At 44.1% G+C, this 23,718-nt stretch carries 25 protein-coding genes; 17 read left to right on the top strand and 8 right to left on the bottom strand.

Features of this window, described 5'->3' with window-relative positions; all coding sequences use genetic code 11:
- Nucleotides 1-32 precede the first annotated feature (32 nt).
- From ABIX36_RS15035 to ABIX36_RS15070, 8 genes are all read right to left on the bottom strand, one after another.
- Nucleotides 33-1,889 carry a CocE/NonD family hydrolase gene (locus tag ABIX36_RS15035; protein WP_348082980.1) on the bottom strand — a complete coding sequence of 619 codons (1,857 nt, stop codon included), beginning with the start codon at nt 1,887-1,889 and terminating at the stop codon, nt 33-35.
- Nucleotides 1,890-2,029: 140 nt separating this feature from the next.
- Nucleotides 2,030-2,569 carry a hypothetical protein gene (locus ABIX36_RS15040; protein ID WP_348082981.1) on the bottom strand — a complete coding sequence of 180 codons (540 nt, stop codon included), beginning with the start codon at nt 2,567-2,569 and terminating at the stop codon, nt 2,030-2,032.
- Between the two features lie 38 nt (nt 2,570-2,607).
- Complete coding sequence (locus ABIX36_RS15045; protein ID WP_348082982.1) at nt 2,608-3,075, bottom strand: DUF2314 domain-containing protein; 468 nt, start codon at nt 3,073-3,075, stop codon at nt 2,608-2,610.
- 72 nt (nt 3,076-3,147) lie between these two features.
- A complete protein-coding gene (locus tag ABIX36_RS15050) occupies nt 3,148-4,338 on the bottom strand; it encodes a phosphoglycerate kinase (RefSeq protein WP_348082983.1) in 1,191 nt (396 codons plus the stop codon).
- A 97-nt stretch (nt 4,339-4,435) separates the two neighbouring features.
- Nucleotides 4,436-4,870 (bottom strand): GNAT family N-acetyltransferase, encoded by a 435-nt coding sequence (locus ABIX36_RS15055; RefSeq protein ID WP_348082984.1) that lies wholly within the window; start codon nt 4,868-4,870, stop codon nt 4,436-4,438.
- A complete protein-coding gene (gene gap / locus ABIX36_RS15060; RefSeq protein ID WP_348082985.1) occupies nt 4,867-5,865 on the bottom strand; it encodes a type I glyceraldehyde-3-phosphate dehydrogenase in 999 nt (332 codons plus the stop codon). Before gap ends, ABIX36_RS15055 begins: the two co-directional genes overlap by 4 nt.
- A 64-nt stretch (nt 5,866-5,929) precedes the next feature.
- Nucleotides 5,930-6,961: an MraY family glycosyltransferase gene (locus ABIX36_RS15065; RefSeq protein ID WP_348082986.1), complete on the bottom strand. Its 1,032-nt coding sequence runs from the start codon at nt 6,959-6,961 to the stop codon at nt 5,930-5,932.
- Between the two features lie 133 nt (nt 6,962-7,094).
- Entirely contained in the window at nt 7,095-7,841 is a 747-nt protein-coding gene (locus ABIX36_RS15070) for a glycosyltransferase family 2 protein (protein WP_348082987.1), read from the bottom strand.
- Nucleotides 7,842-8,006: 165 nt separating this feature from the next.
- Here ABIX36_RS15070 and ABIX36_RS15075 point away from each other — a divergent pair, with 165 nt between their 5' ends.
- The 17 genes from ABIX36_RS15075 to ABIX36_RS15155 all read left to right on the top strand — a co-directional run bounded on the left by ABIX36_RS15075 (nt 8,007) and on the right by ABIX36_RS15155 (nt 23,714).
- Entirely contained in the window at nt 8,007-8,723 is a 717-nt protein-coding gene (locus tag ABIX36_RS15075; protein WP_348082988.1) for a polysaccharide biosynthesis/export family protein, read from the top strand.
- Nucleotides 8,724-11,150 carry a polysaccharide biosynthesis tyrosine autokinase gene (locus ABIX36_RS15080; RefSeq protein WP_348082989.1) on the top strand — a complete coding sequence of 809 codons (2,427 nt, stop codon included), beginning with the start codon at nt 8,724-8,726 and terminating at the stop codon, nt 11,148-11,150.
- Between the two features lie 16 nt (nt 11,151-11,166).
- A complete protein-coding gene (locus ABIX36_RS15085; protein WP_348082990.1) occupies nt 11,167-11,682 on the top strand; it encodes a UpxY family transcription antiterminator in 516 nt (171 codons plus the stop codon).
- Between the two features lie 124 nt (nt 11,683-11,806).
- Nucleotides 11,807-13,591 (top strand): asparagine synthase (glutamine-hydrolyzing), encoded by a 1,785-nt coding sequence (gene asnB, locus ABIX36_RS15090; RefSeq protein WP_348082991.1) that lies wholly within the window; start codon nt 11,807-11,809, stop codon nt 13,589-13,591.
- A complete protein-coding gene (locus ABIX36_RS15095) occupies nt 13,584-14,726 on the top strand; it encodes a glycosyltransferase family 4 protein (protein ID WP_348082992.1) in 1,143 nt (380 codons plus the stop codon). Before asnB ends, ABIX36_RS15095 begins: the two co-directional genes overlap by 8 nt.
- The gene (locus ABIX36_RS15100; protein ID WP_348082993.1) at nt 14,719-16,005 is read left to right on the top strand and encodes an ABC transporter ATP-binding protein; all 1,287 of its coding nucleotides are present in this window, start codon (nt 14,719-14,721) and stop codon (nt 16,003-16,005) included. The genes ABIX36_RS15095 and ABIX36_RS15100 overlap by 8 nt, the downstream gene beginning before the upstream one ends.
- Nucleotides 15,986-16,396, top strand: coding sequence for an FdtA/QdtA family cupin domain-containing protein (locus tag ABIX36_RS15105; RefSeq protein ID WP_348082994.1), 411 nt, complete (start codon nt 15,986-15,988; stop codon nt 16,394-16,396). The genes ABIX36_RS15100 and ABIX36_RS15105 overlap by 20 nt, the downstream gene beginning before the upstream one ends.
- A complete protein-coding gene (locus ABIX36_RS15110) occupies nt 16,386-16,811 on the top strand; it encodes an FdtA/QdtA family cupin domain-containing protein (RefSeq protein ID WP_348082995.1) in 426 nt (141 codons plus the stop codon). Before ABIX36_RS15105 ends, ABIX36_RS15110 begins: the two co-directional genes overlap by 11 nt.
- A complete protein-coding gene (locus tag ABIX36_RS15115; RefSeq protein ID WP_348082996.1) occupies nt 16,811-17,338 on the top strand; it encodes a GNAT family N-acetyltransferase in 528 nt (175 codons plus the stop codon). Before ABIX36_RS15110 ends, ABIX36_RS15115 begins: the two co-directional genes overlap by 1 nt.
- 10 nt (nt 17,339-17,348) lie before the next feature.
- A complete protein-coding gene (locus ABIX36_RS15120; RefSeq protein ID WP_348082997.1) occupies nt 17,349-17,582 on the top strand; it encodes an acyl carrier protein in 234 nt (77 codons plus the stop codon).
- An 11-nt stretch (nt 17,583-17,593) separates the two neighbouring features.
- Entirely contained in the window at nt 17,594-18,643 is a 1,050-nt protein-coding gene (locus ABIX36_RS15125; RefSeq protein WP_348082998.1) for a ketoacyl-ACP synthase III, read from the top strand.
- Nucleotides 18,636-19,382, top strand: coding sequence for an SDR family oxidoreductase (locus tag ABIX36_RS15130; RefSeq protein WP_348082999.1), 747 nt, complete (start codon nt 18,636-18,638; stop codon nt 19,380-19,382). Before ABIX36_RS15125 ends, ABIX36_RS15130 begins: the two co-directional genes overlap by 8 nt.
- A gap of 1 nt (nt 19,383) precedes the next feature.
- On the top strand, nt 19,384-20,382 hold the full coding sequence (locus tag ABIX36_RS15135) for a ketoacyl-ACP synthase III (RefSeq protein ID WP_348083000.1): 999 nt from the start codon (nt 19,384-19,386) through the stop codon (nt 20,380-20,382).
- A complete protein-coding gene (locus ABIX36_RS15140) occupies nt 20,382-21,494 on the top strand; it encodes a DegT/DnrJ/EryC1/StrS family aminotransferase (protein WP_348083001.1) in 1,113 nt (370 codons plus the stop codon). Before ABIX36_RS15135 ends, ABIX36_RS15140 begins: the two co-directional genes overlap by 1 nt.
- Nucleotides 21,487-22,026 (top strand): hypothetical protein, encoded by a 540-nt coding sequence (locus ABIX36_RS15145; protein WP_348083002.1) that lies wholly within the window; start codon nt 21,487-21,489, stop codon nt 22,024-22,026. Before ABIX36_RS15140 ends, ABIX36_RS15145 begins: the two co-directional genes overlap by 8 nt.
- Nucleotides 22,023-22,577, top strand: coding sequence for a hypothetical protein (locus tag ABIX36_RS15150; RefSeq protein WP_348083003.1), 555 nt, complete (start codon nt 22,023-22,025; stop codon nt 22,575-22,577). The genes ABIX36_RS15145 and ABIX36_RS15150 overlap by 4 nt, the downstream gene beginning before the upstream one ends.
- A 294-nt stretch (nt 22,578-22,871) precedes the next feature.
- Nucleotides 22,872-23,714 carry a glycosyltransferase family 4 protein gene (locus ABIX36_RS15155; RefSeq protein ID WP_348083004.1) on the top strand — a complete coding sequence of 281 codons (843 nt, stop codon included), beginning with the start codon at nt 22,872-22,874 and terminating at the stop codon, nt 23,712-23,714.
- The last annotated feature ends 4 nt before the right edge of the window (nt 23,715-23,718 follow it).

The raw sequence follows: 23,718 nt of genomic DNA on the forward strand, positions 1-23,718 counted from the left end.
TATGATTAAAAGCAACAGGCAATTTTTCATCATTACATTACCCTCACCTTTAAAAAGCTTGGATGCGCTTTTGAGCTATACACCCGGTGAGTTTCTTTCTTGAAATCGATGTCTTTAGCTTTCAAAATGTCCTGGAACTGCTGGGTGTTGCGGTCGATCAGCGGGAACCAGGTGCTTTGGATCTGGATCATAATGCGGTGGCCCTTTTTAAAGGTGTGCAATACATCCTGCAGTTCAAAGTTTACCGGGGTTACCTTACCGGGTACAAATGGCTCGGGTTTTTCAAAACTGTTGCGGAATTTACCGCGAATAGGTTCGCTGCGTACCATTTGCTCATACCCAGCCATGTTTACCTCTTTGGCGGTGAACTGGTTATTAGTGGCGGTATCGGGGTAAACATCAAGCACTTTCACTATCAGGTCGGCATCGGTGCCGGTGGTACTGAATTTAAGGTTCGCCCAAATGTTGCCGGCTATGGTTACATCCTTGTCTAATACTTCGGTTTTATAAGTAAGTACATCAGCGCGTTTCTCTGCGAAGCGGTTGTCGGCAGTCATATACTCGCGCTTCATGTCAAAATCTGTACCATCTATAAATGGCACCGGGTTCATCGGGTCTGATACGTATTCTTTATAATCATCCGTAGCCGCGGTTGGCGCGCTGAAAGATAATTTGCCGCCCGGCAGCAGGTAAAGGTTTTTCTCTTCGGCCTCTTTTGGCGGCCAGGTATTATAGCTTTTCCATTGGTTTACGCCTGTTTGGAAAGTAGAAACCTTCGGTATATCCAGTGGCGTACCTTTTAAGTAGTGACTAAAGAAAGCGAACTCAATTTTATCGCGGTAATATGGCCCGGTTGGCCCGCCAAAGCTCACATCGCCCAGGTGATCGCCATTACCCCGTGCCCATCCGCCGTGCACCCATGGGCCCATAGCAAAGTAAACAGGCGTGGTTGGATTTTTTTGAGCTAAGGTTTTATAGGTGTTTATAGCGCCGTACAGGTCCTCGGCATCGTACCAGCCACCTGTTACTAATACTGCGGTCTTAATATCGTGCAGGTGGGTTAATACGTTACGGTCTTTCCAATGCTGGTCGTAATTAGGGTGATCCATCATTTCGTTCCACAGGCGGATAGTATCTTTAAAATACTTATCGTTGGTGTTCTTCATCGATCCCATTTCCAAAAAGAACTTGTATCCATCGTTAGTGCCGGGATTAAAACGGCCGCCACGGCGTTGGGTGGGTTTATCATCCTGCCTGTTGGTAAAGCCCGGGTAGAAACCAAAGTTGGCTACTAAAAAAAACGCGCCGTTATGAAAGGCGTCATCGCGCCACAGATCGGCAATGGGTGCCTGCGGCGAGGCGGCAACCAATGCAGGGTGACGGCTCAGCAAAGCCGTAGTGGTATAAAAGCCCGGATACGATATGCCCCACACCCCTACTTTACCATTGTTGTTCGGCAGGTTTTTGATCAGCCAGTCTATAGTATCATAGGTATCGGTACCTTCGTCTACGTCGTTATTGGTTTTGTGTACCTCCTTTTCGGGGGTCATTTCTTCGTAGATCCCCTCGCTCATCCAGCGGCCACGCACATCCTGGTAAACAAATATGTAACCATCCTTTAAAAACTGCGGCGATGGGCCAAGGCTGCTCTTGTATTTATCAACCCCATAAGGCGCAACGCTGTAGCAGGTGCGGTCCATCATAATGGGGTGCTTTTTAGTTTGGTCTTTAGGTATATATACCGATGTGAAAAGCTTTTTACCATCGCGCATGGGCACTTCGTATTCAAACTTGGTGTAGTTATCTTTTATATAAGCGGCATCACCTTGGGCGTAGGAGGCAAAAGCTGAAAGGATAAAGCAGAAAGCGACAAAGAGGACTTTTTTCATTGGGATGAATGATTAACGCTTTAAAAGTACGTATAAAAATAAAAAAGCCCCGTGTTTTAGGGGCTGATACAAATATGTTACGTTTGGTTTGTTAGCCCCGGTGAACTGCGAGCCGCACCGTTTTCCCGATGAGTAAATTTTTACTTCCAGCGCCAGTCCAGTTCCTTAGTTACCTCCATTTCGGGGTTCTGAAATATATCAAGCAAATCCTCCACAAAGGAATCAGTAGCCACCGCCGACTTAGGAATAACGAGCGCATCGCCTGTATTTAAGCGAACGAAGTAATGGGTGCCTATCTCATTTATTTCAGATACTTCGCTGGTGTTGATCTTACTCTCGCCGGTTACGTCTTTTGTTTGGATGATATCCTGTTGGAAATCAATTATACATTCTTTGCCTATCCTGTTGCTAAGTTTATCTAACAGGAATTTACGGTAGTGCTTTTTGTAAGCGTAGCGCTGGTAAAACGGATAAAAAATGAGGCTTATCACACCGGCGGCGGCAAAGTAATAGCAATAAAAAGTATTCAGATCCTTAAACAAAAAGCCAATGATAAAGAAGCACCCCGATACAACCAACCAGGACCGCAAACGGTTAGCCTTACTCCTACTATTTTTTGATGCTGAGTAAAGCAAATGGGTTAGAAAATCATCTTCGGTTAGTGCAACTTTCACTATCATTAACTTGTTTATTTTAATTAAGGTGATGAAACAAAACCTTACTCGCCGGCTTTCTTTTTGCTACGCAGATATTTATCAGAAAAATTACCAAGATCCTTATTATGCAGGTAATCGTATACGGCCCAATCTTCCACATCGCTTTGCTTGATTAGCACGGCATCGCCGGGGTGGATGTTCTTTAAATACAGGGCCGAATCTGCAAAGATCCCGGTAAACTTTCCATCGGTATATTTATAAACTACGCTCCACATGTGCTCGTGCTCCTTTCCATCCACAAAATCAGATTTTACCAGGAAACGGTAATTGCTATCCAACGCGTGCGGCTTCAGGCTATCAATAAAGGTATTGATCTTAGCCTGCGCGGTGTCTTTCAGCGCCAGGAATTGCTCGTCGTCTGTTTTTAAATTAACCGACTGAACAGTGCCGGCCTTTTCCTTATCCGCGTTGTTGCATGCACCGGCCGCCAAAAGAAGCAGTACGGGCGCCAATAACCATTTCTTTGCCATACCCATAAAATTGTGTGTTGAAACAAAAAAGGCAACCATTTACGTGATTGCCTTTGTATATCGAAAATTTGCTTAGTCGTTTATCGCTTTTACACCCGGTAATTCTTTACCTTCCATATATTCCAGTAAAGCACCGCCACCGGTAGATACATAGCTCACATCGTCGATCATATCAAACTTAGCTACTGCAGCAGCGGAATCGCCACCACCTATTAGTGAGAATGCACCGTTATCTGTTGCTTTGGCAACTGCTTCGGCAATGGCTTTAGTACCTATCAGGAATTTTTCCATCTCGAAAACACCCATCGGGCCGTTCCAAAGGATAGTTTTTGATTCCTCTACCACCTTGCTGAATATCTTAACAGTTTCGGGGCCGATATCCAAACCCATCCAGTTGTCAGGTATTTCGCCGGTTTTTGCTACATCAGTATTCGCATCGTTGCCAAATTTATCGGCAATAACATTATCAACAGGTAATAACAGGTTAACGCCTTTTTCTTTTGCTTTTTTAACCAGGCTCAATGCCAGGTCAAGTTTGTCTGCTTCTACCAATGAAGTACCTATGTTGCCACCATCTGCTTTGGCAAATGTGTAGGCCATACCACCACCAATAATAAGATTATCTACCTTATCAAGCAGTTTTTCTATCAGTTCTATCTTATCGGATACCTTGGAGCCGCCCATAATTGCGGTAAATGGTTTTGCAGCGCCGTTCAATATCTTTTCGGCATTGGTTAATTCGGCAGCCATCAGGTAGCCAAAGTATTTTGCCTCAGGGAAAAACTGCGCTATTACCGCGGTAGAAGCGTGTGCACGGTGAGCGGTACCAAATGCATCATTCACATATATATCGCCCAATTTGGAAAGCTTTTCGGCAAATTCCACATTTCCTTTTTCTTCTTCTTTGTAAAAGCGCAAGTTCTCTAATAATAAAACTTCGCCTTTATCAAGGGCTTTAGCTTTTTCAACGGCTTCGGCACCTATGCAGTCATCAGCAAACTGTACCTGCTGACCTAATAGATCTGAAAGATGCGGCACAATGTGCTTTAACGAAAATTCTTCGGTGGGGCCATTTTTTGGCCTGCCCAGGTGAGACATCAATATAACGGCACCGCCATCGGTTAAAATCTTTTTGATGGTTGGTAAGGCGGCGGTCATCCGGTTATCATCGGTAATGTTATAGTCTTTATCCAGGGGGACGTTGAAATCTACACGGATAAGGGCCTTTTTACCGTTGAAAGTTATCTGATCTACTGTTTTCATATGTTAAAGTATGATTGTTGAATGGGGCGCAAATTGAACAAATTTATTAGAAATGCCAACGCTAAAGTTAAAAAGGTGCATGTTTTAGCTTAAAACTTCATTGTATCTTAACATACATTACATAATGCGGCCCTATGCCGGGCACATCAAATACCGGCGAGATCACTTCAAAACCGGTACCCATATAAAAGGCCACGGCTACTTTGCGCGCGTTGCACCACATGTAATTAACCTTTTGCCCACGCAGGTAAGTAATAGCGAAATTAACCAGCCGGTTGCCTATTCCTTTGCCCCGATGAGCAGGTGCAGTAGCCATTCCGCGCAGCTGGTAAGCTTTACCCGGATAGCCTTCATAGTTTTGATGATGAAAAGATGCGATGCAAGCCAGCTCCTCTTCCACATAATAACCCAAATGGAAAGCCCCTTCGGAGTCATCATTTGGAAAACGGCATTCGTCAAGCGTCAACTTACCTTCGCGTAAAACCTCGTTACGCAGTGGCAGCACATCATCGGCGGTGATAAACTTTATCATTTAGAGAGCAGATTTATTTTTTCTACCAGGTCTGCCAGGCGACTGGAGTACCCCATTTCGTTATCGTACCAGCCAACCACTTTCACCAGCCCTCCAACTACCGATGTGAGTTGCGCATCAAAAATGCAGCTGTGCGGGTTATCCAAAATATCTGTGGATACAATGGGATCTTCGGTATACTCCAGTATGGTCTTCATCGGACCATCCGCAGCAATTTTGAACGCGGTGTTTATTTCGGCTACGGTAGGGATAGTTTTTAAACTGCAGGTAAAATCAGTTAACGAGCCGTTCAACACAGGCACACGGATGCCGGCACCGCCCAGCCGCCCTTCGAGGTGCGGGAAAATATTGGTGATAGCTTTTGCAGCACCTGTTGTTGTTGGTATGATGGAAGCCGATGCCGCCCTTGCCCTGCGGAGATCTTTATGCGGCGCATCGTGCAGGTTCTGGTCGCCCGTCATGGAGTGCACAGTAGTAATATAGCCGTCGGTTATCGCCCAGTTATCGTCCAGTATTTTGACCATAGCTGCCACGTTATTGGTGGTACAGGATGCATTAGAAAGGATTGGCGATGTAAGGTCAACGGTGTCATCATTAACACCTAATACCACTGTAGGCACGCTTTTATCAGCAGGCGGGGCAGAAATAATCACCTGCCTCGCCCCGGCTGTAAGGTGTTTGCCCGCCTCTTCGGCAGAGATGAATTTGCCTGTAGATTCTATTACCAGGTCGATGCCGAGTGCTTTCCATGGCAAGTTTGCAGGATCTTTTTCCTGGTAAACTTTTATAGGCTGGCTATTAACAACCAGGCTGTCTCCGGATGATGTAACAGTGCCTTTAAACCCGCGGTGTACAGAATCGTACTTAAAAAGATGGGCGAGCGTTTGAGTATCAGCCAGGTCGTTTATAGCTACAACTTCTATGTTTTCTTTCAGGAGTATGGTGCGTAAAAAAACACGCCCAATACGACCAAACCCGTTTATTGCGATCCTCATAATTAAACATTAAGAGTGCAAAACTAAATAAAATTAAAGTTGAGAAAAGTTGGGTAAAGTCATTTTACGCAAACATGTTGCGGAAGGCAAAGCCATCGCGTTCTTTACTGCGCAGGCAAATAGTGATGCCCCAGTTAAAGACAAGTGAGTTGATAAAGATGAGCGCCATTAAACCAAAATTACCTAATTGACTAAATAAAAGGACCATAACAATAGTTATGATATTGATGCTCACTAAGATCAATGTAGCTTGTACGTGCGTAAAACCCAACCTCAGTACACGGTGATGGATGTGGTTACGATCTGCAGTAAAGGGTGAAATACCCTTCGAAATACGGAGAATAAACACCCGCAAAGTATCAAATATTGGGCCGATAAGAATGGCGAAGGTTAAAGCAGGGGCAGAAAGAATCGCTGGTTGGTTATGGCCTGTAAACTTATTTGCCTCTATAAATTTTACGGCCATAATAGCAGATATCAAACCGATTAGCAAGGAGCCGGTATCGCCCATAAATATTTTTGCAGGCGTAAAATTATAACGCAAAAAGCCAATTACAGCACCCACTATGGCCAGCGAAATTGCCGCCAGTTCATAGTGCTTCATATATATGAACAATATAGTGAATGTGCCATTCACCACAATGCAGGTAGTGCCCGCGAGACCGTCTATACCATCTATCAGGTTAAATGCATTCACAATGAGCATAATAAATAGTATAGATACAATAGCGCTCACCACATAGCTAATTTCGTAAACCCCAAAAATGCCATACATGCTGGTAAAACGTATATCGCCTAATAAAACCAATATGGCAGCTACAAAAAACTGTATCAAAAACTTTGTGCTTGAATTAACACCCGAAAGATCATCCTTTAAGCCCATGGCAAATAACACAATGCTGGACGTTAGCAGGTAGCTCACCGGCAAGTTTTTATCTATCATGCTAAAAAGAAGCAGCGTTATGGTAAAGCTGGCAAAAATAGCCACGCCGCCTAATCGTGGGATACCGTGGTCATGCTGTTTACGAAAATGGCCAACATCATCATATAAGTGCCGGGTACGGGCAACATGTAAAATTGATGGAATAGATAGCAATGTTATAAGAACTGATAACAGTACTATAAAAATGTAGTATATATAATATGTATTTAAATATGCAGACATTTATATAGTTGTGAGGGGGCACATATATTTTGCATTACTGCAAATTTAATATTTTTTTTAAAACTTAAAAAAATTGCTTCAACTTACTTAACAATTTATATAACAGCGCGATTGGCGGGAAGCGCACACCATTTTTATACATCGCTTTCATGTCCAAAAATAATACTTTGGTACGCCCTCGATAGTTATTGTTACTAACACCGCCAATAAACATGTTAATAACTACCCTTTCAAGGTAAAAAACTGAGGCTTTCCTTAAATGAATAAACCTCAGCATCAATTCATAGTCGGCAGCGGTGCCAAAATCAAGGCTGTAATCGCCGTACTCCCTGTATAACGTAAGTTTGCAATAAAAGGTTGGGTGTGGCGGCATCCAGCCTAAATTAAACATCCCGGGAGTATACGCTCCCGACCTCCACTTACGTAAAATATTCCCATTAGGTCTTAAATAATTTAAGTCGGCATAAATTATATCGGTATTGTTTTGAGTAAACGCCAGGGCAATATCGCTCAGCACGGTTTCGTAAGCAAAAAAATCATCGGCATTAAGCATGCCTACCACATCGCCGGTGGCTAAAGCAATACCTTTGTTCATGGCGTCATATATCCCTTTATCGGGTTCAGAAACCACACGTTGGATTTGGTCCTTGTATTTGTCAATGATACCAGGCGTGGCATCAGAAGAGCCGCCATCTATAATAATGTATTCTATATTACTGTAATACTGGGTAATAACCGACTGGATGCATCTTTCGATAGTACTTTCGGCATTATAGCAAACCGTAATTATGGATATTTTTAATTCATGCACGTTGGAAAAATACAGTTATTTAAACGCAAATTATGTATTTTTGAAATCGCAGCCTAATATATTAATAACATTGGCAGTACAGTAGAAGTTATGCGTGTTGTATATTTGATTTTTATAATTGCTATAGTAATTTTTACAAGCTCATGCTCCTACAAGCAAAGCAACGTGCTTTTTAAAAATGGAAGCGTTGCTAACCAAAACAGCGACACTTCACATCGCCAGCCTGCTGCCGCGCAAGGCCCTTACCGCATACAGCCGCGGGATATATTACAAATACGCAACCTGCAAAGCCTTAAATACATTGTAGACGAATCGCCTTCATCAACAACCACCGGCGGAGGAGGAACCGCATCGTCACAAGGCCAAACCTACGAAGTTGAGGATGATGGCACCGTTGCACTGCCACTTATTGGGCATGTACCCGTTGGCGGGCTATCGCGGAGGGAAGCGTCGCGTAAAATAGAGGGACTTTACCGTAAAGAATTACTTAAAGACCCTATCATCGAACTAAAAATTACCAATTTAAAGGTAACCATATTTGGCGAGGTAGGTGCCCAGGGCAATTTCCCCTTATTAAAAGATAACACTACCCTGGTAGAAATGCTTGGCCAGGCAGGCGGACTGAACCCAAATGCAAACGAAAAAAACATCAAGATCATTCGTGGTACTGGTGCCGATAAAACAATTTTTGAGATAGATCTGGGGAATGTAAGCGCTATATCAGACCCGCGCGCGGTGCTGCAAAACGGAGATATAATTTACGTTTCTAAAAACAAACATGCCTTACGGAATGAAAATGCACAGAACCTAAGCACCACTGTACAGCCGATAACCTTGTTGCTGAGCACAGTTTTACTCATCTTTACGCTTAAGCGGCTTTAAATGGAAGAAACGGAACATAATAGCCAAAAGAAATTACCTAACCAGGAAATTGACTATTTTAAGATCGGAAAGATACTCATAAGCCGTTGGTATTGGGTTGCCGGCTCCTTATTGGTTTGTATGCTATGGTCGTACATATACTTATGGTATACCCCCAAAATATACTCTACCGGCGGCTATATGAAACTGGAGGAGAAGAAATCGGAAATTGCCGACATCTCTAATATCCTCAACAGCTCAGACCGGGGGCCATCCAAGGTGCAGGCCGAGATATCTGTTTTGCAGAGCCACACCGTTATCCTCAATGCTGTAAAAGACCTTAATTACCCCATAAGCTTTTACGTAGAGGGGCGCATACGTACCAGCGAATTGTACCCGCAAAAGCCGCTTAGTATTGAGAAGCTACAGTTTGATACCGTAAACTTTTACCGAGATGTTATATCCTTTAAGCCGGTAAACAGCAACAGCTTTAACCTCACCTATAAAATTGGCGGTAAAGATGTTTCTAAAAACTATGCCTACAATGCTGCCGTAAGCATAGGGCCTACCGCCTTTGTAATAAGGCCATCGGGCGATATAAACAAAAAAGCGGTATTCCTTTTTAAATTTAACGCACCTGAAGATCTTGTAGGGCGGGTACGCGGAGGCTTGCGTGCAGGCGAAACGGTAAAAAATTCCAATGTACTGGGCCTCCAGATAACCGATGCCAATCCCCAGTTTGCCGCAGACGTGTTAAACGCCGTGATGACCGAATACCTTATTTACGATCGTAGCCGAAAAACACAATCGGCTACGCAAATGATAAACTTTATTGATGACCAATTAAAGTACCTTTCAACTGAGGTTAAGGGCTCCGAAAAATCCATCCAGAATTTCAAGCAAAAAAACAAACTAATGGATGTTAGCGCGGCGGCTGAGGTCGCCCTCTCGAAAGCAAAGGATATTGAAACGCAGCAATCTATTTTAAAACTGCAATTAATCGCCATAGAAGATGTTAAACAAAAGATAATTAAGGAAAAAAATAACGTAAACCTCAATTTTGATGCCGGCGGTGGCCAGATAGACGCCGGGCTTACAGCACTAATAACCAAATTGGATGGTTACCTAACCCAACGCACCGAGTTATCAAAAACCTTTACCTACAACTCGCAAACTATACAGGACATTAACAAGTCTATTTTAGAGATCAAGAATACAGCCATCAGCATTTTAAACGCCAACTCATCAAACATACAGCGCACATTAAATTACCTGGCAGGGCAAATAACCCAGGTGAACCAGCAAATAGCGGTGATGCCGGTTGCAGAGCGCGACCTGATAAGCCTCAAACGCGATTTCGAGATAAATGAAAAGGTATACTCTTTTTTATCTGAAAAAAAGCTGGAGGCGCAGATAACCCGATCGGGCATTTTGCCTGGGGCTACTATTATTGAACAGGCACAGCCAAACTATTCGCCCGTGGCACCCAATGAGCACGATATCCACCGCACCGCCATTATCTTCGGGGTGATAATAGGCCTGGGCTTTATTATATTAATAAGGACACTAAACCCGTTCATTTACGATAAAGAAACCATAGAGAGTCTTACCTCCGTACCTATCATTGGCGTTATTCGCAAATTCCCCGACGCTATTGACGAGGATAACACACAGGTGTTAGCCATCAGCAAGCCCAAATCCATCTTTGCCGAATCGGTACGGTCGGTACGTACCAACTTAAACTTCATCGCATCAGAAAAGCAAAGCAAGATCATTTGTATCACCTCAGAAGTTGCAGGCGAGGGTAAATCATTTGTGGCGGTGAATTTATCAAGCACATTATCACTAATCGATAAAAAAGTGATACTGATAGCCGGAGATTTGCGCCGCTCTAAACTGCATAAAACCTTTAAAGTACCAAACGATAATGGGCTTAGCAATTACCTGGCGCACCAAACATCGTTAGATGATATTATTCTCCACTCCGGGCAGGAGAACCTCGATTTTATTATCTCGGGCCCGGTACCGCCAAACCCGTCAGAGTTGCTGCATACCGAACGGATGAAAGAACTTATAAACACTCTTAAATTAAAGTACGATATTATTATGATAGATACCGCGCCTATTGGCCTGGTTTCTGATGCGATACCACTGATACGCATGAGCGATATCAACATTTTTGTTATCCGCTCGGGCAAATCAAAATACTACTCGGCAACTATACCGCAGCGTATAGCGCAGGAGTACCACCTGGATAACACAGTAATTGTGCTTAACGCTTTTGCCGAAGACCTGTTGCACTCCAGGTACTACACCACCAGGTTTACCGGCGATTACAGCAACAGGTATTACTACTACTCAGATTATAGCGGCGGGTACGAAGCATCCGGCTATTATATAGATGATGAGAAGAACAAATGGTGGAATTTAAAACGTTGGCTTAAATAATTGGGGTTTAACAGGTATGGCTTTAGATAACGATACCGGGAAGCTGAAATGGTACCCGGTATATACTAACCCGCGTGCAGAGAAAAAAGCTTATATCACACTTACAAATAAAGGCATTGAAGCCTACCTGCCGTTGCAAAAGCGCTTAAAACAATGGAGCGACAGAAAAAAATGGGTGGAAGAGCCGCTGATAAAATCTTACATATTTGTGCGCATTGCAGATAATGCTTTAGCCGAGGTGCTGATGACCAAGGGTATTTCCCGCTTTATTTATTTCTCGGGCCGGATAACCGCCATGCCCGATAAACAGGTAGAGGAACTTAAATTATTGATGGCAAGTTCATACGAACTTGAAGTAACAGAAGAGGATTTACAAACCGGCGAAAAAATTAAAATAAAAGCCGGCCCCTTAAAAGGTTTAACTGGCGAAATGATTGCGTACCGGTCGCAAAAACAATTATTATTACGGTTGGAGAGTCTTGGCTGCTCTATTATCGTAAATGTGGCAGCATCTTTTGTAAACAGGTTTTAAAATCACTAAAAAGCAAAATTCAATATCTTTTCAGTCATTATTGAATTTAATATAAAATTGATTATCAATAAGTTAAACATAAAAAGTGTGACTTACGGGGCGAAGCTGTGCCTAAACACATAATATGTGCAGAATAGCCGGTGTAGTATCTGATAAGTTAGCCGCAGCCGAAGTACGCAAACTGGTTGCTACCATGTGCAATGTAATGCAGCATGGCGGGCCGGATGACGCCGGTGTATACCAGCAAGCCGGCGAAACCTTAACACTGGGCCATCGCCGCCTTTCTATTATAGACCTGAGTAAGAAGGGGCACCAGCCTATGGCAGATGTTGCTCAAAAATCCTGGATAACCTTCAATGGTGAGATATACAATTACCGCGAATTAAAACAACAGCTACAACAGCTGGGTGCCAAATTTGCATCAGAAACAGATACCGAAGTTATTTTACAGGCCTACCTGCATTGGGGCACGGCATCATTTGATAAGCTTAGGGGCATGTTTGCCTTCGCGCTATACGATACGATTAAGGGCGAGATATTTTTAGTGCGCGATTCCAACGGCATAAAACCTTTATACTACGCTATCGAAAATGCGCAGCTGGCTTTCGCATCAGAAATTAGGGCTTTTAAAGCAGCAGGCGTTTCCTGCGAGGAAGACAGCCGCTGGCCGGTATGGCTGCTGGCCTACGGCCACATACCCGAACCGTACACCACGCTGAAAAATGTATTGAGCCTGCCCAAGGGGCATTATTTAGGCTGGCAAAAAAACGGTGCATATACTATCGAAAAATATGTATCCGACAAGCCTTTTAATATTATTACCGATTTGGATGCCGCCCAAACAGGCATACACAACCACCTGCAAAACGCGGTAAAAAGGCAACTGATAGCCGACGCGCCTATAGGTGTATTTTTAAGCGGCGGGATAGATTCGTCTATCATATCGCTGCTGGCCAATCAAAATAAGCAGCAGCAGCTTAAAACAATCTCCATATACTTCGACGATAAAAACTACGACGAAAGCCAATATCAAAATGCCGTTTTAAGTAAAATAGAAGGGGAAAACTTTAAGCACCTGGTAAAGCAGCAGGATTTTGAAGACAGCCTTCCACATATTATTGATGCGATGGATATTCCAACTACCGATGGCATAAACTCGTGGTTTATTAGCAAGTACGCCCACGATGATGGTTTAAAAGCGGTGTTATCCGGCATTGGCGCCGATGAGCTTTATGGCGGCTACCCATCATTCAGCCGTATAAAGTTGCTCGCTTACCTCAAAACCATACCCAAAGCACTGCTTGCCAAAGGCGACATACTCGCTTTTAACAACTATAAGCGTATCACTTACCTGGCATACGACCACCCCGCTGCCGATTATTTGTTTTTGCGCGGTCTGTTCCCGCCGAGCGATATCGCCAAAATAATGGATATCAGCGAGCAGGAACTGAAAAGCACCCTGTTCGGAACCAATAGCTTTCCGCAACTCAATAAGTACGATAAGTTGCACGCATCGTGGTTCGAAACAAACATGTACATGCAAAACCAGTTGCTGCGCGATACGGATGTAATGAGCATGACACATGGGTTGGAAGTACGCGTGCCATTTTTGGATGAAGACTTTCTGCATTACACACAACAAATAGCCCCTGGGCTACGATTTAGCAATAGCCGCCCAAAAAAAATACTGGTAGACAGCTTTAAAACCCTACTGCCCGAAACGGTATGGAACAGACCTAAAATGGGCTTTACCTTCCCGTTGCAACAATGGATGAAAAACAACAAGCTCATTGGCGACGAAAGTTTTTATAGCGGAAAGTTTGCGAAAACCATAGTCGGTAAGTTTAAAAACGATCAGGCACATTGGTCTAAAATTTACGCGCTTTACCAAATACAAAAGCATGCCTAAAAAAGTATCGCTTTTAGCCTTACAAACGTTCAGCGCCACAGGCGGCATACAAAAAATGGTGCGCACCCTGGCGCATTCGCTGCACGCCATATGCCGCGAAAATAATTGGGAGATGCAGCTTTCGTCCCTTTACGATAGCGCCAGCGACCTGCTGCCGCAATACATCCCGGCAGAAAATTACAAAGGGTTTGATAAAAATAAGGTTGGTATTATACTATCAACCCTGTTGGGCGCAAAAAAAGGCGATACCATCATTTTAAGCCATATAAACTTTGCCATATTAGGTGTATTGGTAAAGCTGTTAAAACCGGGGTGTACGGTAATGCTGGTAGCACATGGCATCGAAGTGTGGCGCCCATTAACCCCGCTAAAAAGATCGTTACTTGAGCATTGCGATAAAATACTTTGCGTAAGCCAGTTCACCAAAGATAAAATGATAACCCTGCACAATGCCGACAGGCAAAAATGTGTGGTGCTGAATAACGCTATCGACCCTTTTATAGAACTGCCTAAGGTTTTTGCCAAACCGCAAAACCTTCTAAACAGGTACGGGCTGACTGCCGAAAACCCGGTAGTTTTTACGCTTACCCGGCTGGCATCCACCGAAAAATATAAAGGGTACGAAAATGTGATCGTGGCTATGGGGACTTTGAAAAAAAAATTCCAGGGTATAAAATATATCCTATCGGGAAAATACGATAGCCAGGAAGAGATGCGTGTTAAAGCTCTCATCAAAAAACATGATGTTGCAGATAATGTAATACTTACCGGCTTTGTGGAAGAAGCCGAATTGGCCGGCCACTTTTTATTAGCCGACTTGTTTGTGCTGCCAAGTAAAAAAGAGGGCTTCGGCATTGTATTTATAGAGGCATTAGCCTGCGGCCTGCCCGTAATATGCGGCAACGCCGATGGCAGCATAGATGCCATACGCCAAGGCGAACTTGGCAAAGCTATAGACCCGGATAACATCAAAGAGCTGGAAAAACAAATTACAGAAAATTTAACACATCCGCTTGCTTTAAGCGAACGCAAACGCCTGCAGGATAAATGCCTGCAATATTTTAACGAGGGCGCATATATCAATAACCTGAAAGTATTACTTTGTAATACACCTTTAACCCATCCCGATGCCTAAGGTTATCGAAGTAGAAAATTTATCCAAAGCATACCAATTGGGCGCATACGGCACGGGTACCTTATCAAAGGATCTGGAACGATACTGGGCTCGCCTGCGTGGTAAAGAAGACCCTTTTTTAACGATAGGCGAACTGAACGACCGAACCACCAAAAGCACCAGCAATGTGGTTTGGAGCTTAAAGGATATTGATTTCAAAATAGAGCAAGGCAGCGCAGTTGGCGTAATAGGCCGCAACGGTGCAGGCAAAAGCACATTGCTTAAAATATTAAGCAGAACCACTTCCCCAACCACCGGCACTGTAAAAATGAAAGGCCGCGTAGCCAGTCTATTGGAAGTTGGTACCGGCTTCCACCCGGAGCTTACGGGTACCGAGAACATTTACCTCAACGGTGCCATACTGGGTATGCGCAAAGCCGAGATAAAAAAGAAATTTGATGAGATAGTTGATTTCTCGGGTGTGGAGCGCTATATAGATACACCGGTAAAACGCTATTCATCTGGCATGTACGTGCGGCTGGCATTTGCAGTGGCCGCCCACCTCGAATCGGAGATCCTGATCATCGACGAAGTGCTTGCCGTTGGCGATTCGGAGTTTCAAAAGAAATGCCTGGGCAAAATTGGCCAGGTAAGCAAAGGCGAAGGCCGCACGGTGCTATTTGTAAGCCACAATATGGCGGCCATTAAAACATTGTGTACACAAGGCATCGTATTAACCAACGGGCAGTTAACCTTCACCGGGAAACAGTTGGAGGCGGTAAGCTATTACCAGCTAAATAACGACCTCCCCTCCCATTTCGAACACAGGGAATTGATTGATACCGCTCCAGGTAACGAAAACATCCGCATAAAAAGTTTTAAGGTAGAGCCCATAAAGGGGGATGTAATATTTATATCAACTGGTGCTACCTTCACCCTTGTTTTTTACAACCACAAGGCAAACATCAACCTCGATGCAACCTTTGAGCTGAAAAATGATGACGAGGTTATAGTATTCCACCGCGGGGTGTTGCTTAGCACCAATAACGATTCGAAGCAAGGCGTTTATACGGTAACCGGCACCTTGCCGCCCGACTTGCTGAACGCCGGCAGGTATTCCTTCAAGCTTATTTTTGGTGAAAACCAGCGCTACGAGCTTTTTGTAGTTGATGAGTTCATCCGATTCGAAGTGTTGAACGAAAGTTCGGGCAGCAACAGTTTTTTAATACCCGGCGTAATATCGCCAAACCTTCATTACGACGTAGACTTTGCGCCACTTGATGCTTATGCAGGCACCTGAGATCATACAACTTCCCAAGATATTGGATGACCGGGGCAACCTGTCGTTTATTGAAGAGTGTAATCATATCCCTTTTAAAATTGAACGTACCTACTGGATCTATGATGTACCCGGCGGCGAATGCCGCGGCGGACATGCATACAGCGACCTGCAGGAATTTATAGTGGCACTTAGCGGTAGTTTTGATGTGGTGTTGCACGATGGCGAAAAGGAACTTCGCTTCCACCTCAACCGTTCGTACTATGGTTTATATATACCCAAAATGATGTGGCGCGAACTGGAAAACTTCTCCACCAATTCCCTTGCCCTCATCCTGGCCGATCAAAAATATTCGGAGGATGCTTACATTCGCGATTTTGACGAATTTGTACAAAAAGCAAATGACCAATAGCCGCAACTCAACCGTTTTCGATTGTAATATTATGCAGCTGCCCCGCATCCATAACCGGGCAGGGAATATTACGCCGGTAGAGAACAATATCCATATCCCCTTCGCGGTAAAACGTATTTATTATTTATACGATATCCCGGGAGGTGAATCGCGCGCGGCGCATGGGCACAAGCAACTGGAACAAGTTATCATTGCTGCCAGCGGAAGTTTTGATATTCACCTGGACGATGGCATTAACATCAAAACCATCCAACTCAACAGGCCTTATATTGGGTTGCATATCCAGCCGGGCATCTGGCGCGATATCTCCAATTTCTCATCAGGTGCCATATGCCTTGTGCTGGCATCGGATCTGTATGATGAGGATGATTATTTACGGGATCATGAAGGTTTTAAAGCATACAAAGCTATCTGATGCAATTCCCGGTAAGTAAATACGGCTTTGTATTTAGGATGGTAGAAGAAAGCGATGCCGAATTTATTTTGAGCCTGCGTACCAACGATAAATTAGCAAAGCACTTATCCCCTACCGAAGGTGATTTGGATGGGCAAATAGCCTGGATAAAAAGCTACAAGCAACGGGAGGCCAGGGGTGAGGAATACTATTTTTTGTTTGAGAGCCAAACCGGCCAAGGCCTTGGCGTAATAAGGCTTTATAATTTTGAGGGTGATAGTTACACCGCTGGCAGCTGGTTGACAAACCCCGGCGCCGATGAAATGACCGCCTTTGCATCTGATGCTTTTGCTATGGACCTGGCTTTTGATGAGTTGGGCTTTAGCAAATGTTTGATAGATGTGCGCAAGCAAAACGTAAAGGTGTTACGCTACCACAAGCGCTTTTTTAAACAGATAGCAGAAGATGCCGACAACATTTACATGGAAATGGATAGGGATGGCTTTCAGCGGAAGCATCAATTCTTAAACAGCATTTTACAGCCTTAAACTACAACAAATGGATATCGAAAAATTTGTGCAGGAATTTGCAAACCAGTTTGATATGGTACCGGCAGAAGAATTCACCCCCGAAACGCATTTTAAAGAAAACGAAGAATGGGATTCGATGACGGCACTATCTATAATTGCCATGGCCGACGATAGTTACAACGTAAGGCTCACCGGCGATGATATCCGTACCTCGGTAACCGTACAGGATATTTTTGATATCGTGGTATCAAAAGTTAAATAATAATGGCGTTTTTGGAGATAAGAAACGTGGCAATAAAAGGGGTAGCAGCCTGTGTACCGGCAACGGTAGAGGAAAATGCTGCCATCCCAAACCACGATGCTGCCAACCTGCAAAAACTTATCAAAACCACAGGTGTAGAACGCAGGCACATTGCCGGCAACAACATCTGTACATCCGACCTTTGCCTGCAAGCCGCCGAAAAATTGATTGCGGACCTGGGTTGGGACAAAAACGAAATTGACGGGTTGATATTTGCTACCCAATCTCCGGATTATATCTTACCCGCTACATCGGCCATTTTACAACACAGGCTGGGCCTATCAGAAAACTGTTTAACGCTCGATCTTTCCATCGGATGCTCGGGCTATGTGTATGGTATGAGCACTTTAGCCAGCTACATGCAGGGCGGCATGGTAAAAAAAGCATTGTTACTGGTGGGGGATACCATATCAAAAATGTGCTCACCTACCGACCAAAGTACTTACCCCCTATTCGGCGATTGCGGTACCTGCACCGCGCTGGAATACGTAGATGGTGCCGAAAGCATAAAGTTTCACCTGGCCAGCGATGGCAGCGGATATAAAGCTATTATAGTAAATGATGGCGGTTACCGCAACCCTTTCTCTGAGTTATCTTTAATGCCTGCACAGGTTGATACAGGCATAAACCGTAACAACCTGCAGCTGGCTTTAGATGGCATGGATGTATTCTCCTTCGGTATTTCAAAAGCACCGGAGAGCGTTAACCAATTGCTTAGTAAATTCGATATAGATAAAGAAAAGGTGGATTACTTTTTCTTCCACCAGGCCAATCTGATGATGAACGAACGCATCCGCAAAAAACTGCAACTAACAGAGGACAAGGTACCGTACTCTTTAAAAAATTTTGGCAATACCAGCAGCGCTACCATACCACTAACCATGGTTACCCAGGCAGCCGGCAATTTGCAAAACGGTACAAATAACATCATTGCCTGCGGTTTTGGGGTGGGTTTATCATGGGCAACCATGTATTGCCAAACCAGGAATCTTACCATACCGGCACTTATTACCTATGAATAACCCATTTTCTTTAGCGGATAAAACCATACTGGTAACCGGGGCATCGTCCGGCATAGGTAGGCAGGTGGCTGTGTCTACAGCAGAAATGGGCGCGAAGGTAAACCTTACCGGCAGAAATACCGAACGGCTACAGGAAACTTCAACCCAATTAACAGGCGAAGGCCACCAGCTACACATAGCCGACCTTACCCTCGAAACAGAATTAGACACCCTGGTAAATGCCTTACCAGCTTTAGACGGGCTGGTGCTTTCATCGGGCATTGTACAAACACTTCCGTTTAAATTTGTTACGGGTAGCGCTCTGGATGATATGATGCAGGCCAACTTTTACGCCCCGGTATTATTACTGAACAAACTGCTCCGCAAAAAGAAACTGAACATGGGTTGCTCTGTAGTATTTATCTCTTCCATTGCCGGGAATTTTATAGGCATGAAGGGAAATTCGATGTACGGCGCGTCAAAGGGTGCCATAAACGCCATGCAAAAAGTAATAGCGCTTGAATTGGCGGGGCAAAAAATCAGGGTAAACAATGTATCGCCGGGCATGGTAAAAACCGCTATGCTGAATGCTACCACGGCGTTCTCCAAAGAACAATTGGAAGAAGACGAAAAGAAATACCCCTTGGGATACGGCGAGGCCGAAGATGTGGCCAACGCCGTAATTTATTTATTAGCAGATGCCAGCAAATGGGTAACCGGTATCTCCTTAGTACTTGATGGAGGTTTCACCATCCAATAATATGGACGCGTTCATCAAAGCTATATCCTATTACCTACCTCAGCAAGAACTAAGCAACCAGCAACTGGCGGCCCTGTTCCCCGAATGGGGCGTAGAAAAAATAGCCAACAAAATTGGTGTAGAAACCCGTCATATAGCTGCCGAAGATGAGTTTGCATCAGACATGGCAATAGCGGCAGCAAAAAAGCTTTTCGCAGAATACAGCATTGCCCCGGCCTATATCGATTTTATATTATACTGCACCCAAAGTCCCGATTATTTTTTGCCAACCACCGCCTGTATCTTACAGGATAAACTGGGCATACCCACCAAAGCGGGCGCGCTGGATTTCAACCTTGGCTGCTCAGGCTATGTTTACGGGCTTGCTTTGGCCAAGGGGCTTATCGCAGCAGGTATAGCTAAAAACATCCTGCTGATAACATCAGAAACCTACTCTAAATTCATCCATAAAAACGATAAAGGCAACCGCACAATTTTTGGCGATGCCGCGGCAGCTACCCTTATAAGCACTGATGGCTTCGCCAGTATAGGTGAATTTGTTTTGGGTACCGATGGTACCGGCGCAGAAAACTTGATGGTAAAACAAGGTGCCATCCGCCATCCGGCAAAAGTGAGGGTTACTTCCGAAGATAGCGAAGAGCAGGCTGGCGAGCATTTGTACATGAACGGGCCGGAGATATTTTCGTTCACCTCTAACGCGGTGCCTGGTTTGGTCGAAGAAACGCTCCTGAAAAACGAGGTTTTAAAATCGGATATCGGGCAGTTTATATTTCACCAGGCTAATAGTTACATGCTTGGCCACCTGCGCAAAAAACTACACATAGCCGAAGATAGCTTTTACATCAATATGGGGAAGTTTGCCAATACGGTATCATCAACCATTCCCATCGCTTTGGCTGAAGCCCTGAAGGAGAAACAACATGATGCAGGTACCCAGTGGCTGCTTGCAGGTTTCGGCGTTGGCTACTCCTGGGGGGCAACGGTAATCACATTTAACTAATGCAGCAAAAAGGCGTACCATTCTTTTCTTTCGATCATACCAGCAGTCTCATCAGGGCTGAGATAAAACAGGCGTTCAATGATTTCTTCGAATCGCAATGGTATATCCTCGGCAATAAACTAACCGAGTTTGAAACAGAATACGCGCGGTTCAACAAAACCCAATATTGCATTGGCGTTGCCAACGGGTTGGATGCCTTACATATTGCACTAAAAACGCTAAACATTGGCCCTGGCGACGAAGTAATTGTACCCTCCAATACCTTTGTGGCTACCTGGCTGGCCGCATCATACACTGGCACTACCATTGTACCGGTAGAGCCCGACGAGGCTACCTATAATATCGACCCAACAAAAATAGAAGCAGCCATTACTGCTAAAACAAAGGCGATTATCCCGGTACATTTATACGGCCAGCCTTGCGAAATGGACAGGATAATGGCGATAGCAGGCAGGCACAACCTGTTTGTGGTAGAAGATAACGCCCAGGCACATAGTGCCACCTACAACGGAAAACTGACTGGCAGTTTCGGCAATATCAACGCTACAAGCTTTTACCCTACCAAAAACTTTGGGGCCTTGGGCGATGCCGGCGCTTTAACTACCGACAACGGAGCATTGGATAAAAAAGCCCGCTTATTACGCAATTACGGTTCTGCAGAAAAATACCAGCACGAGGTCGTCGGTTTTAATTCCAGGCTGGACGAAGTGCAGGCGGCTTTCCTATCAGTAAAACTAAAATACCTCGATATTTTAACTAAGCAACGGAAGGATATCGCTGCCATATATAATCAAAACCTTAAAAGTATTGACGATATAATATTACCCTACACAGCGCCATTGGCAGGGCATGTTTACCATATATACGCCATACACACGTCAAAACGGGATGCACTACAGCAATATTTGAAGGATAAAGGGATAGGCACGCTTATCCACTACCCTACACCACCGCATTTACAGCAGGCTTACCAAAACCTCGGCTACAAAAAAGGCGATTTCCCTATTGCCGAAAAACTTGCCGAAACTACACTGAGCCTGCCACTTTTCCCGGGTATGGAAACCGGACAAATAGAAGAAGTTATTAGCGCCATACGTTCATTTTATGAATGAGGTACTCATTGTAAGCGACCACCTGCTAATGGCCGGTGCAGAAAAACTGATATACGAACTTGCTTATTTTGCCGGACAAAACAACACAAAAGTCACGGTTCTTATTGTAAACAATTACAACACCGAGTATTACGACGCGGTTTTTAAAGAGATGGGCATTAAGGTAGTGCGTACCACATTGCTCGGCACCAAAAAACTACGCAACCCGGTAAACATTAACCGGGCAATATATTGGCAGCAAAGGCTTAAACGGTTTGCAAACAAGTATTACAAAAGTGTGCATATCATCGGCTTATACAACTTGGATAAAACCATCCATGGCATCAAGCATAAGAACCGCTTTTTTTGGCATGTAAACAATGCCATACAGTACCCGCAAAGCATATATCCTTTTAATCCGGCACATTTTGCCGACCCAAACGATACGGTACTCTGCATAAACCCTTACCAGCTAACCGAACTGAACGAACAGTACGGCGACGCTATTAAATGCAAAATTGAGGTGTTTAAACTCTTTTTAGCAAGCGTATGATACAGATAAACGTTGTTGCCCGGATAAGTGAAGACAAAAATGCTTTTTTCGATCTGATATTTGCGGCGCACCAACTGGCCAATCAGGATATAAATGATGTACACATCTTGTTTATAGGCGATATATTAAGCGAGGCCCTGCATCGTTCAATGGTAAAACTTATCGATTTGTTTGATTTGGCAGGCAGAGTGAAGTTCACGGAAAAGTCGATACGTTTTGCCGACCTCGATGAGGAAGTGAAAGATGGCTATTTTATAAATTTCACCATAGGTAACTTCATGGGCTTTTCGGGCATAGAGAGTATTAATATGGGCCTTAAAACCTTATTTTACAACCCTGTTAAAACCCTATCCACGCAAACCGTTCCCTCGCCCTCGTTAGCTCGCGATATGCCGTCGCTTGTTGCCCTGTTAGCCCGTATAAGCAACAACCAAGGTGAAATGGATAAACTAATAGCCACGGATAATTTAAAAATGAAAGCGGACTTTTTGCTGATGAGCGACGATAAAGCATTCTTGAAATCGGTATTAATACCAACGCAATCAAATTAAAACCATAGCAGCATCGCCCGCACCAAAAAACATATCGTTATTGCCAAACTCTTCGATTCGGGAGGAAGCAACGCACACTTTAAAACACTTATTGATTACCTCGGCGCAGAAAACACCATAGTGGTTTTAGAAAACAGCAGCGAACTTATATTTTTGCAGAACCTGGTTACCGGCAACTTGTGTAAAACAAAAGTTGCGCCCTGGCTGGAGGGGTATGTAGAGACGCATTACTGTTTTACAACCAATTTAAAAAACGTTTTGTCCGTTTTGAGGTCGGCATTAAGCATTTTTTTAATGAGTTTGAGTAATGGCTTTGCCGATATCACCATCAACGCGGTGGATCCCGAAAGGCACTTGTACTTGTTTTGGCTGCCATTTATAAAAGTGCGGTACATTTTACATACCGAACCATTGCCCGTGTTTAACAAATACACAAGTCCAACCTGCAATACTCGGCTTGGCAAATCAAAAAGTATTATTACTGTATCCAATAGCATGAGGCTGGCCATTTACCAAAACTGGTTAATAACCCCCAAAATGCAAAAGCATATACTGGTTATTCATAACAGCATTACGGAACCCCGCTTAAACGGCCAAATGCGCAAAGTACCTGGAAATACACAATATGTAACAACGCTTGGGCATGTAAGTATGCGCAAAAACCCATATTTTTGGCTGGAGGTGGCAAAAGAGGTTACCGGCACACGGTCCGATGTGGAATTTTTATGGCTGGGTAATGGAGAATTATTGGGCCATTTTCAGGATTTAACGCAAAGTATGCCCCGAATTAGCTTTTTAGGATTGATAAACGATACACAAGCATACCTCGAGAAAACCGATATTTATTACCAGCCCAGCATCATTGAGCCGCAAGGCATAGCAGTGCTGGAGGCTATGTATAATAGTTTGCCTTGCATTGTATCTAACGCAGGGGGATTACCGGAATCGGTTGAAAATGGCGTTAACGGCATAGTTGCCTCCTCGACGGATGTCGCTGATAATGTAAACGCCATTACTACGTTGCTAGCCAGTGATGAAACAAGAAGCACCTACGGCAGAAAAGCTTACCTAAGGTACTTGAAATTGTTTTCGCCGGCGATTTTTAAATTAAAAATGGATGTTATTTATAATAATTAATAAA

Source organism: Mucilaginibacter sp. (assembly GCF_039925265.1).
Lineage (GTDB): Bacteria > Bacteroidota > Bacteroidia > Sphingobacteriales > Sphingobacteriaceae > Mucilaginibacter.